The 16,102-nt window shown below is 43.8% G+C and carries 8 protein-coding genes; 6 read left to right on the top strand and 2 right to left on the bottom strand.

Translation table 11 applies throughout. The annotated features are described in order from the left end of the window. Window positions 1-282: 282 nt before the first annotated feature. The 5 genes from K1Y79_RS06165 to porQ all read left to right on the top strand — a co-directional run bounded on the left by K1Y79_RS06165 (window position 283) and on the right by porQ (window position 7,201). On the top strand, window positions 283-1,548 hold the full coding sequence (locus K1Y79_RS06165) for a metallophosphoesterase (protein WP_220249122.1): 1,266 nt from the start codon (window positions 283-285) through the stop codon (window positions 1,546-1,548). Between the two features lie 121 nt (window positions 1,549-1,669). Continuing rightward, complete coding sequence (locus tag K1Y79_RS06160) at window positions 1,670-2,629, top strand: hypothetical protein (protein ID WP_220249121.1); 960 nt, start codon at window positions 1,670-1,672, stop codon at window positions 2,627-2,629. A gap of 189 nt (window positions 2,630-2,818) precedes the next feature. Then, the gene (locus tag K1Y79_RS06155; RefSeq protein WP_220249120.1) at window positions 2,819-3,436 is read left to right on the top strand and encodes a porin family protein; all 618 of its coding nucleotides are present in this window, start codon (window positions 2,819-2,821) and stop codon (window positions 3,434-3,436) included. Window positions 3,437-3,611: 175 nt separating this feature from the next. Further along, entirely contained in the window at window positions 3,612-6,014 is a 2,403-nt protein-coding gene (gene lon, locus K1Y79_RS06150; protein WP_220249119.1) for an endopeptidase La, read from the top strand. A gap of 134 nt (window positions 6,015-6,148) precedes the next feature. After that, entirely contained in the window at window positions 6,149-7,201 is a 1,053-nt protein-coding gene (gene porQ / locus K1Y79_RS06145; RefSeq protein WP_220249118.1) for a type IX secretion system protein PorQ, read from the top strand. Between the two features lie 165 nt (window positions 7,202-7,366). Here porQ and K1Y79_RS06140 read toward each other — a convergent pair whose 3' ends face one another. Beyond that, window positions 7,367-8,098: a pyridoxine 5'-phosphate synthase gene (locus K1Y79_RS06140; RefSeq protein ID WP_220249117.1), complete on the bottom strand. Its 732-nt coding sequence runs from the start codon at window positions 8,096-8,098 to the stop codon at window positions 7,367-7,369. Window positions 8,099-8,219: 121 nt separating this feature from the next. Then, window positions 8,220-9,548 carry an adenosylhomocysteinase gene (gene ahcY / locus K1Y79_RS06135; protein ID WP_220249116.1) on the bottom strand — a complete coding sequence of 443 codons (1,329 nt, stop codon included), beginning with the start codon at window positions 9,546-9,548 and terminating at the stop codon, window positions 8,220-8,222. 487 nt (window positions 9,549-10,035) lie between these two features. On the opposite strand from ahcY, the gene K1Y79_RS06130 reads away from it, so the two are divergent. Further along, the gene (locus K1Y79_RS06130; protein WP_220249115.1) at window positions 10,036-16,101 is read left to right on the top strand and encodes a T9SS type B sorting domain-containing protein; all 6,066 of its coding nucleotides are present in this window, start codon (window positions 10,036-10,038) and stop codon (window positions 16,099-16,101) included. Window position 16,102 lies beyond the last annotated feature (1 nt).

Here is a 16,102-nt window from a genome sequence, read left to right as displayed (position 1 = left end):
CTAAATGAACAATAGTATATAACTAACCAAGTGTACAAAAGTACAACGAATAGCCTATAATAAGGTCTAATGCAAATATTATTTATTCACAGTGGAGGTATAAACAACTTGTTAATATATTCATAATGAATTATTTATTAAAATTTGTTAAAGTAAATGCAAATTCCGGGAGTTTATACAATATCCCGTGGAGCTGTCCGTCATAACATCATAGCGCCTCCGGTACCAAAAAAAGTGATAGCTGTACTGAAGGAATTACTTTTGCAAGGACAAATAAATCATATGCGCAGAGGATCAGGACTCAATACGATCATACTATTAGCACTACTGTTATTACTGGATATTTATGTTTTTATGGCTGTAAAGGCCATTTTCAGCGGCTCTTCTACCCGGGTGCGCAATATTGTGTTTGGTAGCTACTGGGCGGTATCTGCCTTGGTAATCATTACGGTTGGTCTGTTACCCTACCTGAACTGGCAGGATTGGCCGGCTAATACCCGTTCTTATATACTGACTATCATCTTTGGGATTGTCTTCGCCAAAATGCTGGCAGCTGCTTTCATGTTGCTGGATGACCTGCGTCGCGGCGTACAGTGGATCATTAGTCGCTTCACTACCGAAGGGGCTGGCGCTGTTGCTGACAATGGCATATCCCGGTCCCGCTTCTTTTCCCAGGTGGCCCTGTTGTTGGGCGGAGGTATGTTTGCTACGCTGATGTACGGGTTATCCAATAAATATAACTACCGTGTTCATAAGATGACGCTGGCTTTTAAGAATCTGCCCCCGGCCTTTAAAGGACTGCGTATTGTGCAAATCTCTGATATTCACTCAGGTAGTCTGACCGATAAGGAAGCGGTGATCAAAGGCATAGAAATGATCAATGCCCAGAAAGCAGATATAGTGCTGTTTACAGGAGACCTGGTGAACGACCGGGCGTCGGAAATGGATAGTCTGATGGAAGTGTTCAGCAAGATTAAAGCGCCTATGGGCGTATACTCCACATTGGGCAATCATGATTACGGAGACTATTATGCATGGCCCGACAAAGATGCTAATGGATACAGCGCTTTGCGTAACCAGAACCTGGAAAGACTTAAGCAGGTGCATAGCGAGATGGGATGGAGGTTGCTGATGAATGAGCATGTGACGCTGGAGCGCGGCGGACAACAGATTGCTTTACTGGGCATTGAAAACTGGAGTGCTATGAGCCGCTTCCCGAAGTATGGAGATATGAAGAAAGCTTATGCAGGTGCCTCACATCTGCCATTTAAAATACTGATGTCGCACGATCCTACCCATTGGGATGCCCAGGTAAGGACCGAATACCCTGATATTGATCTGATGCTGGCGGGGCATACCCATGGTATGCAGTTTGGTGTGGAGATTCCGGGTTTCAAATGGAGTCCGGCACGTTTCATCTATAAGGAATGGGCAGGGCTGTACAAAGAAGGTGCGCAGCGTCTGTATGTAAACAGAGGCTTCGGATTCCTTGGTTATCCGGGTCGAGTAGGGATCCTGCCTGAGATCACAGTCATTGACCTGGCATAATATACACCGCTTTTCTATCTATCAGTGCTGAATAATTACCGGCAGGAGGGTTGTTTTCATCGACCGTTGGCTAGGGCCTGTCGGGTATTTAGCCTATCTTGCGGCTGTAAAATGCTTCTGCATGCGCTGCTGCTTTATATTGCTTTTGTTGTTATGTAGCCAGGCTGCCATGTGCCAGTCCCTTGCCGAATTAGAGAAACAACTGGACTCCCTGCTGAAAAAGCGGCAGAGGAGTGAGCTGGTTGTAGGGATTGGCTATGGGAATAGTCCGGCATATGGCAAGAAGACGCAGACCTATGAAACGCCTGTGGTCATGAAGCCTTTTCTCTCGCCAAGTGTGTCTTACTACCATAAAACGGGTCTTTATACGAATGTTAGCGCCTACCATTTGTTTGAAGCAATTGGTAAGCCCTGGTTTGAGTGGGACCTGTCGGTAGGGTATGATTACAGTAAAAACAGGAAGTTTCTTACTGGGATCTCTTACACCCGTTATATTTTCACCGACTCTACTGACATACCAGTTACGCCAATTAACAATGAATTGTTTGCTTACTTCTTTTACCGCGACTGGTGGTTACAACCTGGCGTCAGCCTGGATCTGGGTTGGGGAAGTACACAGGAAACCGTCGCCGGCGGACGACTAAGCCGTACGCTTTCAGGCACAGACTTTAACGTAGTGGCGGCGGTGCGCCATCCTTTTATTTTTATAGACGTCCTGAAACACGATGACGCGGTGTTGTTAACCCCTTCCCTGGGACTAACCATGGGAACTGCCAACTACTATAGTAACCTGAAGTCCTTTCAGTATATCTCCCGTTCTCAGAAGCTGCACAGTGAATGGAATAAGAAGCCACCCCGTGGCGATGGGCCTCCGCCGGGACAACCGGCAAAAGGAGCGTTCATGAGTACCAGGACGGCAACTGGTTTTGATGTAAGGGCGGTTGACCTGACACTGAATGCATCTTATATTATTGGTAAGCTTACTATCTCACCTTCCTATACCATTTTCAAGCCTTTTCAGGGGGATGATAAAGGGCTGATCGGATATTTCACCGCACGCTTGGGATTGACTTTCAAATAGCTGAATTAATCTCAAGTTATTAATTTTCCTATTTTATTATGCACACACTGCCATGTGTTAATAAATGTAGCATACATTTTGCTATGTTTGGTATAGGGGTATGTCTTGTGAGGAACGTTATAAGAATAGAATCTGGAAAAACCTTTAAATCAAACATAATTATCACCTCTTTCGAAAAAAAACAACTATATGAAAAAACTGTTTCTCGCGATCGCAGTACTCAGCGTGACTGCCGTTTCTACCGCTAATGCCCAGACAAAGTTCTTAAGATTTGGTCTTAAGGGTGGTGCTAACCTGGGAAAACTGGACGGTCAGGGTTACAAGGATGGCTTTAATCTCGGTTATCACCTGGGTGGTTTTGCACAGGTAAACCTGACTAAAAGCTTTGGCGTACAGGGTGAGTTGATCTTCTCTTCTTCTACCGTGAAAACAACTAACGATTTCAACCAGGTAATTAATCCTGATAATCTGAACGATCCGGCTAACAATGACAAGAAAATCAAGCTGAACTATCTGAGTATTCCTATCCTGGCTAACATTTCTTTAGGTAGCCCGCGTGTGAAACTGCAGGTAGGTCCTCAGTTCAGTGCTTTAGTGAGCGATAAGAACGTGATCAAAGGCGCTGACGAAGCTTTCAAAGGTGGCGATGTAGCAGGTGTGGCTGGTCTGTGGTTACAGCTGCCAATTGTTAACATCAGTGCACGTTACATTGTTGGTTTCACTGACGTGAAAGGTATTAATACCGTTACTGACAGGGGTAACTGGAAAAACCAGGGTATACAGCTGGGTGTTGGTGTGACTTTATAATAAGCAATAGTCTGACATATTACAGGTCGCCTCGTGGTGTAACGAGGCGACTTTTTTAATTTTAGCTTTTGTGGTTCGTGGCATTATACTTGACAATATACCTATGCTTATAAAAAAGAAAGGAAAAGAGGTCGCAGGCTGACAAATTGACCGCTTTTCTGTTTAAATTACGCAGATGAATAAATTCTATTTTGCAAACTCGGAAGAAGAGATGGAGTTCATGCCTATCATCCCCCTGAATGAGGAGAGTGATGGGCAGGAAGACGAGAAAATACCTGATGAACTGGCGTTATTGCCATTGCGGAATACGGTGCTTTTTCCTGGTGTTGTACTGCCAATTACTGTTGGCAGAGATAAATCCATAAAGGCAGTTAATGATGCCTATAAGGCAGACAAGCTGATCGGTGTTGTTGCACAAAAGGATAGTACTGTTGAAGACCCTAACCTGGTCGATCTTACCAATGTAGGTACCGTTGCCCGCATTGTCAAACTGATAAAGATGCCTGACGGTGGTACAACCATTATTATACAGGGCCGTAAACGTTTTAAAATCAGTGAGGTAGTTTCAGAAGATCCATATTTCAAAGCAAGAATTGAACTGCTGCAGGATGAAATGGTGACAGATGATCCTGAGTTTGACGCTTATATATCCTCCATTAAAGATCTGGCAGGTCAGATCATTCAATTGTCTCCTAACCTGCCATCTGAAGCAAGCATTATCCTGAAGAATATTGAAAATGAGTCTTTCCTGGTTCATTTCGTATCCTCCAACCTGAACTGTGACCTGAAAGACAAGCAGCAGCTGCTGGAAATCAATAATCTGCGCACACGTGCAGAATTATTGCTCAAATTACTCCAGGTAGAACTGCAGCTTGCTGAACTTAAAAATAAGATTACCAATAAGACCAAGGCAGATCTTGATAAGCAGCAGAGAGAATACTTCCTGCAACAACAGCTGAAGTCTATCAAGGAAGAGCTGGGTGGAGATAGCAATGATCGGGAAGTAAAAGAGTTACAGCGTAAGGCTGAGACAAAGAAGTGGACGGAAGCGGCAGCTGAACTGTTCCGCAAGGGTATAGAAAAGCTGGAGCGCATGCATCCCAGCACCCCGGATTACTCGGTGGTATATAATCACCTGGATCTGATGCTGGATCTGCCATGGAAAGAATATACCGAAGATAGCTACGACCTGAAGAAAGCGAAGAAAATCCTGGATAACGACCACTATGGTATGGACAAAATCAAGGAGCGTATCCTGGAGTACCTGGCCGTACTGAAACTGAAAGGAGATATGAAGTCGCCTATTCTGTGTTTCGTTGGTCCTCCAGGTATTGGTAAAACGTCTCTGGGTCGTTCTATTGCCAGCGCTATAGGCCGTAAATATGTAAGGCTGAGTCTTGGCGGGCTTCACGATGAAAGTGAAATCAGGGGGCACCGTAAGACCTATATCGGAGCAATGCCTGGGCGTCTGCTCCAGTCTATCCGTAAGGTAAAAACCTCTAATCCGGTAATGATCCTGGATGAGATAGACAAGATCGGTAATGATCACCGTGGCGATCCAAGCTCTGCTATGCTGGAAGTACTGGATCCTGAACAGAACGGTACTTTCTATGACAACTACCTGGAACTGGAATATGACCTGAGTAAGGTGTTGTTCATTGCTACCGCAAATAATATCAATGCGATCAGTCCTGCCCTGCGGGACAGGCTGGAAATCATAGACCTGAGTGGATATTCTATTGAAGAGAAAGTAGAAATTGCGAAGCGTCACCTGGTACCAAAGCAGAAGGATGCACATGGACTGAAGTCGCTGAAGATGCGTATCAGTAATAGTATTCTGGAAAAGATAGTGCAGGATCATACCCGTGAGAGCGGCGTGCGTGAGCTCGACCGTCAGCTGGCGTCTATCATGCGCTCCATTGCGAAAGATGTAGCATTGGAGGAAGAAATTCCTGATGCGCTGACAGAAGAGCATGTGGAACGTATACTGGGTAAAGGCCGTTACTCCAACGAGATATATAAAGTGGGTAATCCGCCGGGCGTAGCAGTAGGTTTAGCCTGGACATATGTAGGAGGAGACATCCTCTTTATAGAAACAAGCCTTAGTGAAGGCAAAGGTGACCTGAAGCTGACCGGAAACCTGGGTAACGTGATGAAAGAGTCAGTGAGTACTGCGTTAAGTTATCTTCAGGCACATGCAGGCGAATTTAAGATTGATCCTAAGTTGTTTACGCAACGTAGTATCCATGTGCATGTACCCGAAGGCGCTGTGCCAAAGGACGGTCCGAGTGCAGGTATTACCATGCTTACAGCGCTGACCTCTGCCTTTACAGGAAGAAGAGTGAAGTCTTATCTGGCGATGACAGGAGAGATTACGCTGCGTGGACAGGTATTGCCGGTAGGTGGTATTAAGGAGAAAATCCTGGCTGCCAAAAGGGCGGGTATTAAGGAAATCATCCTGTGCTGGCAGAATGAAAAAGATATTAAAGACATCAATCCGGACTATATCAAGGGCCTGAAATTTCATTTTGTAAAAGAAATGAACCAAGTGATCGATATAGCGTTATTAAAGAAGTAACATTTCAATGCCGGTTTTTTAAACAGTTGTGGCCGGCCTTGATTACTAATGTTGATTGTTTTAAGGGTTTAAGCCGAAGCCATTCTCCAGATGACGGGAATGGCTTCGGTATTTTTTTTAGCTTTATACTTCCTATGAGGAAGAATATTATTGCGTTATTGCTTGCGCTGCCATACCTATGCTGCCTTATACCGTCTGCTAATGCCCAGGTGCTGGGAGGAAAGCATGTGTTCTCTTTTCTGGATTTGCCGGTAGCACCGCACATAGCAGCGTTGGGCAGTGTGAATGTCAGCCTGCAGACTAATGATATTGCCTTGTCCTCACTGAATCCCGCCCTGCTCCGGCCTGTCATGCACCAGGATCTTCAGGTTAACTATACCAATTACTTCGGTGGTGTAAAGTATGGTCATGCTTTATATGGCCATCATGCTGAGAAATACCAGACCACTTTTGGAGGAAGTGTGCAGTATATCGATTATGGTATGATCACCGCCACCGATGCTACAGGCACTATACAGGGTACTTTCCAACCCAGGGATATGGCAATACAGTTAACAGCTTCACGGCGGTATCTGGAGCGATGGTATTATGGTATCAGCATGCAGTATGTTCATTCTTCCTATCAGCAGTATCGTGCCTCCGGACTAGCCTTTCATGTTGGGCTGACCTATCAGGATACCGCGCAGCATTGGCAGGCAGGTTTGGTATTTCGTAATATGGGAGTGCAGTTGAAGACATATACCAAGGATAATCAGGAGCCTTTACCCTTTGATTTACAGGTTGGTATATCAAAGAGGTTGAATAATGTGCCTTTACAGTTCTCCGCTACTATACATCATGTACATCAGTTCGATGTGCGCTATGCAGACCCTGATTTTCAAGAGGGAACAATTATTTCAGATGGAGACACTGCAACTACTGGAGGAACAGCAGATAAGATATTCCGGCATTTTGTATTGGCTGCTCAATGGGAGATAGGACGTTATATAGAATTAACAGCAGCTTATAATCACCTGCGCCGGCAGGAACTGGGATTGCCTCAGCAAAAGGGTATGAGTGGCTTTTCTGGTGGAATAGGGATTATTACAAGGAAGTTGCACCTGAGATATGCAAGATCATGGTATCAGCGGAGTGAGGCACTGAATCAGCTGGGCGTAAGTATGCCCTTAAAGGAGTGGAAATATTAGGGGCTAATTGGGAATGAGAAGTCAGGAATCAGGAATTGTTTTAATTGTATGGCTCAGACTTTTAATCTTCACTGTATTTTGATCCCTGATTCCTGCTTTCTATTCGCTGAATATAAACAGGCCAGCCTTATTGTCGGTATAGCCTTGTTCCGGATGTTGGTACTTTTATTCTGCGAGTTGTCTTTTATACATCTGAATTGTATTCTCGAGTCCCAGATATAACGCATCACAAACTAAAGCATGTCCGATTGAAACTTCTTTCAATTGCGGGATGTGTAGTTTAAAGAAACGTAGATTATCCAGATTAAGGTCATGTCCTGCATTCAGGTCAAGTCCGATAGCGGTTGCAGCACGGGCAGTATTCTTATAATCATTGAACAGCTGCAGATTCTGCGGTTGCGTACGAGCACGTTCATACTCTTCAGCATACGGGCCGGTATAGAGTTCGATGCGGTCAGCGCCAGCTGTTTTAGCAGCTTCTACTTTATCTACCTCTGCATTAAGGAAGATGGATACTCTGATACCATTTGCCTTTAAAGTTCCGATTACTTCACGAAGGAAAGACTGATGTTGAATAGTATCCCATCCTGTATTGGAAGTAATGGCATCAGGTGGGTCGGGTACAAGTGTTGCCTGATGGGGTTTCACAGAAAGCACCAGATCCATGAAATCCTGAGAAGGGTATCCTTCAATATTAAATTCAGTTGTTACCAGCGGTTTCAGGTCTCTTACGTCCTGGTATCGGATATGCCGCTCATCCGGTCTTGGATGTACGGTGATACCGTCAGCGCCGAAACGCTCACAATCCTGCGCCACTTTCAGAATATCCGGCATATTACCACCACGGGCATTACGAAGGGTGGCAAATTTGTTGATGTTTACGCTTAGCTTGGTCATAGTGCAAAATTAGTGGAATTACGTGGATACTCCATCGTGGCAGATATGGGTGAATAACTAAAAAAAGCAAAGCTCATAACTATCATAGTTATGAGCTTTGCTAATATACTGATTAATCAGACTAGTATCTGTAGTAATCTGGTTTGTAAGGACCTTCAGCAGGAATGTTGAGGTAAGCGGACTGAGTTGCAGTCAGCGTATCCAGTTCAACACCGATTTTCTTCAGGTGCAGACGGGCAACTTTCTCATCCAGGTGCTTAGGCAGTACATAAACTTTGTTTTCGTACTTGTCTGTATTCTGCCAGAGTTCCAGCTGAGCCAGTGTCTGGTTAGTGAATGAGTTACTCATTACGAAAGATGGGTGACCAGTTGCACAACCCAGGTTTACCAGGCGACCTTCAGCCAGGAGGATGATATCTTTACCATCGATAGTGTACTTATCAACCTGAGGTTTGATTTCAACTTTGGTATTACCATAGTTTTTGTTCAACCAGGCAACGTCGATCTCGATATCGAAGTGACCGATATTAGATACGATACATTTGTCTTTCATCAGTTTGAAGTGCTCACCAGTGATGATATCACGGCAGCCTGTAGTAGTAACGATGATATCAGCTTCTTTAACAGCGTCGGTCATCTTTTTCACTTCGTAACCTTCCATGGCAGCCTGCAGTGCACAGATCGGATCAATTTCAGTAACGATTACACGAGCACCAGCACCTCTCAGTGATTCAGCAGAACCTTTACCTACGTCGCCGAAACCGGCAACTACAGCAACTTTACCAGCAATCATCACATCAGTTGCACGACGGATAGCATCTACACAGGATTCGCGGCAACCGTATTTGTTGTCGAATTTGGATTTGGTTACAGAGTCGTTGATATTGATGGCAGGGATAGGTAAAGTACCTTTTTCCATACGCTCATACAGACGGTGAACGCCGGTAGTAGTTTCTTCACTCAGACCCTTTACGTGCTGGATCAGCTCAGGGTATTTATCAAATACCATATTAGTCAGGTCGCCACCATCATCCAGGATCATATTCAATGGACGATCAGCAGCGCCAAAGAACAAAGTTTGTTCAATGCACCAATCAAACTCCTGCTCGTTCAGACCTTTCCAGGCAAAAACCGGAACACCTGCAGCAGCGATGGCAGCAGCAGCATGATCCTGAGTAGAGAATATATTGCAGGAGCTCCAGCGTACTTCAGCGCCTAGGTGTACCAGAGTTTCGATCAGTACCGCTGTCTGGATTGTCATATGCAGACAACCAGCAATGCGTGCACCTTGTAATGGCTTAGTGTCACCGTACTCTTCTCTCAGAGACATCAGACCGGGCATCTCGGCTTCTGCAAGTTCGATTTCCTTACGTCCCCATTCAGCCAGAGACATATCTTTTACCTTGTATGCAAGGCTAAAGTCGATGTTAGAATTTGCTACTGTAGACATTTATTCTTGTTTTTTGCAAATCTAGTGTTATTTTATGGGTTTAAACTATGCATTTGTTCTTTTTTTAGATAAGCAAATAGAACATTTGTACTTTTTAGTCTTTGTCAGCCAGTGATATCAGACTAGTTAGTCGTTATAACATTGTTTCCCTCGCAGAATATTTCACTTTTCCACTGTTTGGGTGAATTTACAAGTGACTGAAGCTTAATAGATGCCGCTGGTTATCCACATTATTAGAACCGACATATTAACAAAACATATAAAATTGTTTGTGTAAGTATCAAAAAACAGATATGTTTGTATTTAATATATATGTATTGTCTTTTATTTTATCAGATAATACGGTGGTGGTTCCCTGGAGATGGGCCTTTGTGAATTGTTTGATGAACTGCCAAAAAAAACCGGCACATCAGTGCATAGGATAACCATCTTTATTGAACAGTGACTTTTTTAAGTTTTTGACGGATAATACAACTTTACACGTACTATGTTGAAGCTTCCCAATCCTATGAAACGTAGCAGTTCTGCTTCGTTCCGTAAAGTGCAGAATGCCCTTTGCAGGATAGTGCTGCCTTTATTATTACTGTTTTTTTGCAGTGAGGCAAACGCGCAGAATGTTAGAGCTGTGATCAATCCTACCGGAGGTACGCCTGCGTTAAATGACCTGAAGATAGAAATCCTCAGTGATGGTGGTATCAAGGTCACGCGTAAGGGTTTATTAGAAAGTTATATCAGAACGGATAGCTCTCAAGGTATGAGAGCTTTTTTAGATTTTAAGAATAGCGGCTATCTGGCCAGCGCTAACCTTAGAAGTCCAAGTATCTGTTATATTTCCCCCATATCAGGTACTGGTGAATACTGGGATCCTTTTAAAGTACATATTGTAGGAACTATTGTGGATAGGTATAAGAATTATCCGACCGGCCAAACCGGTACGGTAACTATTATTGTATCCTATGTGAAGAATACTAACTATTTCTTCATGGACTACGTCCTGCACATGCCTCAGACCAGCGGTTTTACCAAAGCCCTGTTGTATCAGTCTGAGCAGGTAGTAATGGGTGCAGCCGCAGGAGATGATCCGGATGCCGCCAGCCCATGCGCCTATGGATTTGTCAGCCCGGATGGTACTACAGTTGGGGTCTACAGAGATGCTAGCTGCTCTACTACTCCCGAAGCTCCAAGGAGTCACGTATACCGATCTCTGAGGAAATTTGATTCGTGGGAAATATCAGTTCCAAGTCACAGGTTTTATGTTAATGATGGAGGGTCCTTCCCATACAATACTGTTGCTGACGGTATAGATGGTAATGGCCGTTCTATGGGTATCATGAAACAGCTTGGCGCTATCTTCAGAGATGGATCACTTGATCCTGATCCTATGAACTTCAAAACATATCGCCTGTTATCAGGATATGGTACAACTATGACTGAATTTGATTCCATCAAAGCGATGAAGGATACCATTCCGGTTCCTGGTTTCGCACCGGTGAATATTAAATTCTCAAATGGTACGCTCTCTGGTAATGAAGGTAATACTGCTGATGGTGAACAGGCTGCACAGGGACTCACCCTGACCGTATCAGGTGGCAAGCTGAATGCCCCGGCATATGTTCTCGTAAGGTACGATGCTGCGTATGCGTCAAATTATGCACATCCAGCTGTACCAGGAACCGATTTCAATCTTACACAAGAAGCTTTCCTAGTTCCAGCAGGAGACTATACTACTCCTAAAACGGTAACTATTCCTAATCTGCGTGTTATTGGGAATGATCAGCTGCAGTACAGTCGTACTCTGCGTTTAAAACTTGTAAGTACCTGTACCTCGTTATTGAGCATATCCGGTACTTCGGAAGTAGATTATACAATTGTAGATGACGAGCCAAGAACGCTCACAATGAATATTGACAGTAGTTCTCTGTTTGAAGGTCATTCTTCAAAAGCAAGGATTACGCTGCCAATTGGTATTACCTGTCCGGAAGATATTGTAATTAGTTTCTCTCGTGTAGCTACTTCTACCGCCGGTGATACTGACTACGTTGTTCCTCCAAATATTATTATTCCGGCTAACCAGACAGGTACTCCTATCTTCAATTTTAGCGCAAAAGCAGATAAGGTACTGGAAAATACAGAAAATCTGTCTCTGCGATTCCAGGGAACAATTTTAGGTATTGGCGTAGCAAGTCAGAAAGACATACAGATTAAAGACAGCACATTCCTGAATCCTGCTTATTCCCGGATCATGGCAGATTGCGTATCTCCTGATGCTGCAAGGCCAGTTCCTGAAGGATATACAGGTTTCCTTGGGTTACACCTGCCTCCAGGTGTGACCACAGAGGTAACAATTAATATGCTGGATGTATATGTTGATTGGGATAACTCAACCGCAGAAGATCAGATAGACTTTGATCTGAACTATTATTCAGGTCTCGATTTCAAAATCACTCCTGGTAATACAGTCGCCAAGATTCCATTTACCGTATTTGCGGATAATCTGATGGAAGGACCTGTACCAGAATACTTCAATCTGAACTTACTGGCAATCGATGATGTAGGCGCTGGACGAGTATATAACTATGTTGGTCCTGCAGTAACTATAAAAGATGTGGATGCCGATAGTAGCATGAAACTGATTGTAACAACCACACCATCAACTATCAGAGAGGGAGAAGCAGGTGCGGCTGTGACTATCGCATTCCCTAACGGTATTACGTCTTTATATGATGTACCGGTAAGTATATCGAGAGGCTTAAGTTCGCAGGCTACAGAACTTGATCTGGAAAGCCCGTTACCCACCAACCTCGTGATCCGGGCAGGTCAAAATTCTGTAAGCTTCCCTGCTAATATCAGAGCGAAAGCAGATAATGTGCTTGAAACAGATGAAAGTCTGTGGATAGTCGTTAAGCCTAATGGTTTTACTACTGATTCATCATTAATTACTATCCAGGATGTTACCGGTGAAATACCAGGGAATAAGGATATGAAGATAGAACTGGTTACGCCAGCTCTTAAAGAAGGAAACAGTACTGGTATCAGAATCAGTTTTGCGAATACCACATTAACTTCTGAATACCCGATTAATATTAATCTGTCTCATGACGCAGCTTCAGTAGCAGCTACAACCGATTACTCAATTCCTGCAACAATCACACTGCCTGCAGGCATGAATAATTATACAGTTGTTGATGGCTTTAGAGCTGTGAGTGATAAGATACTGGAATTAGATGAGGCACTAACTGTTACAGGCGTATCTACAACGATTCCTGGTCTGACTGTGACTGGATTCAGCGGTACGGTATTAGATGCGACAGGGGATAATCCAGAAAATAAGAAAATCACCGTTATACCAAGTCATACGGAAATGGATGAAGGTGGTACAGGGTACAGTTTCACATTTAGTCTGCCGCCAGGTTATACAACAGAAATTCCAATTGTAATCACACCGGAACTGGCTACAGGGTCTACAGCCGCTCCAGATGATTATGAACTTCAAACTACACCGCTTACTATTAATAGTGGAGCTACAAGTGTTACTACCAATGTGAATATCCTCACTGACATGGTCGTTGAGGGTGACGAGATCATGGTGATGGGCGCTTCTCTTGCTTCAGCACTGAATGGATTACAGGTAGTGCCAGCTACTGTAATCATCAAAGATAAAACGCAGGCAGCTGTTCCAAAAGTCACTGTTGACACCACAACTCTGGTGGAAGGCGGGGCCGGTGCGTTTATCACGGTGACGATGCCTTTTGGAGCAGTTCCTTCAACTCCATTGAACGTAAGGATCTTAAGAGGATTGAGTTCTCCTGCTGTCAGTGGCTTTACGGGTGTACCGCAGACAATGTTGCTAAGTGGTAATACTGTGACTATCCCTGTACCTATAGCAGCAAGTATGGATAACATACTGGCTGACGATGATAAGCTGGTAGTTGTAGTAGAAATAGATGGTGCTCCTGCAGACTCTATCACATTCAATATCGTTGATGTAACGATTAATGATCCTGAAAAGACAAAGATTCACTTCAATCCAGAGCCTGTTTCCCGTGGTAACCGTGTAAAGGAAGGTGAGACATATACGGTGCGCGCGAGTTTCCCTACAGGAGTAACTTCTGCAAAATCGCTATTTGTGCAGGTAGCAGCAATGCCCGCTTCTGAAGCCACTTCAGCTGATTACACCGGCTTGCCAACTACCTTCACAATGAATCCCGGTGAAAACTTTGCAGATTTTGATATTAAAGCACTTGCTGACAAAGTAATTGAAAACCCTGAGTTGGTTAGATTTTCAGGTGCAGTAACTCTACTGCCGATGATCGTTGTGGATAGCTTTGACCTGTATATTGACGATGCTACAATTTCTGATCCGTCAGTATCTGCGCTGAGAATTACCTTCGATTCCTCTGGTATACATAAAGGTGGTGGTGCGACAAAGGTTACTATTGGTTTTGTAGATCCACTGGTTACATCCAAAATGCCGATCACTATCAATGTAACACCAGATCCTTCATCTACTGCCGATATCACCAATTATATCGGATTGCCTACCGTGGTAACGATACCCGCTGATAGCAACAAAATAACATTCTTCCTGAGCGTACCTGACAATTTCAGACTGGAAGGAACAAAAGTGTTGCAATTCGCAGCAGGTGCAGAAGGTTTTACATTCATAGCTATACCGCCGTTGGAGATACTTGAGATTACAGCCGCTGCACTGACAATAGATAAAATCAGTGACGCAGGCGAACCTTCAACTGATGGAGCATTTATTATTAAAATGCCTTTGGTTTCTGTTACAGATGTGACCGTAAGTTTCAGATCTGTTTACAACAGCGATAATATTGAACCATTGCCTTCATCTGTAATTATTCCTGCTGGATCCACATCGGTGGTTGTACCAGTGCGTATCAAGGACGACCTTATACTACAAGGTGATGAAACATTGCGTATTACATTGACAAGTGCAGTTGCTGAGAACAACGGTAATCCGATCAATCTTACAGTAGATATTTCTCCCGTTTTGATTCTGGTTACGGATGATGAAAATGCACCTACTGGTCCGAAGGCAGAAGCGCGTAAACTGCTGATTGAGAAATTATCTGATGCAACACAGCCATCCACAGAAGGTACATTCAGGATACGCTTCCAGGATACAACGTTAAGAGCTTCTGATAATGTTCGAGTATTATACAGCCTGTCCGGTACAGCTACTTCTGGCATTGATTATAACATCCTGCCCGGATACGCGATTATTCCGAAGGGAGAAAGCATGGTATATTTCAACTTATCACCAGCAGGTATACGTTATGCCGGCCCTGATCTGATGGTGCTGTCAACATTGACAAGTGCATCGTCTGCATTACCAAACGTGGAATGGAAATTCGTAGATAATCCAGTTGCAACGATGATCATCTACAACCGTAATATTGATACGCCTGTTGTAAACATTTCAACCAATACCAGTCAGCTGGTAGAAGGTGGTGAGACACAGTTTAATATCAGCCTAAGCCGTGCAATTACTGTTGATATTCCAGTTACAGTAGAAATGACCAATGATATGTTCCGTACGCTGACACTTACAGGCGGCGATGTATCTGGTAATACTATAGTCGTAACAATACCAAAGGGTACTAAAGAGGGTAGTTTTAAAGTGAGAGTTAATGACAATAACCTCAATGATGACGATGGATGGATTAAGGCAGCAGTGAAAGAGTTTAACCCACTGAGTGGCGGTGCTCCTTACTATGTTGGTAACAGAAGCGAAATATCGAATACAGTTAGTGATAATGATTCATTGAAAGTATCATTTACAACAACCAGTTATGCACTGAAAGTTAAGTTTGATACTATTGGACAGCCATTGCCATTCACTGTACAATTTAACCGCCCAAGTTCCCGTATAGTAACTATTTACTATGAATTTTATACACCTGCACCGACAGAGGTTCCTGCTAATACCATGTTAGCAGAGGCTCCGAAGGATTATGACGCTACTGTTATACCAGTGCTCGTGATGCCTGGTGAAACATCTGCAGATATTGTTGTGCCAGTTAACAGTGTTGAGAAAGATAAGATCTTCGGTATGCGACTGCTGAGAGCAACGGTTGCATCTAATCAGCAGGTGCCTGCAGTTGATTCTATTATAACGGCAACCGGCCTGATTCAGATATGTATGGACTGTGATTCGGATGGTGATGGTGTTCCTGATTATGTGGAACGTTTCATTACCGATGGCAGATGGAGAGATAATAACAACGGCGGTATACGTGTTCATCCTGCGATGTCGCCTAACCATGATGGCTTAGGTAATGAAGTGTTGATGATCGAAAATATTGACAAGTACCCTGATAATGAAGTGACAATCTTTAATCGTTGGGGAGGCACTGTGTTTACAACAAAGAAATATCATAACCAGACGAACAACTTCAATGGCAGAGGCAACTTTGGCGGTGCTAAAAACCAGGACGTACCGGATGGATCTTATTTCTTTATTGTGCACACAACAGATGCAAATGGTAATAAACAGCGTTACACTGGGTTCATTGTAATAAAACGATAGC

Origin of the sequence: Chitinophaga rhizophila, from assembly GCF_019492185.1 — a bacterium.
Classification (GTDB): domain Bacteria; phylum Bacteroidota; class Bacteroidia; order Chitinophagales; family Chitinophagaceae; genus Chitinophaga; species Chitinophaga rhizophila.
The sequence above is the reverse complement of the archived record's forward strand: the minus strand, read 5'-3'. Positions and strand labels throughout refer to the sequence as shown.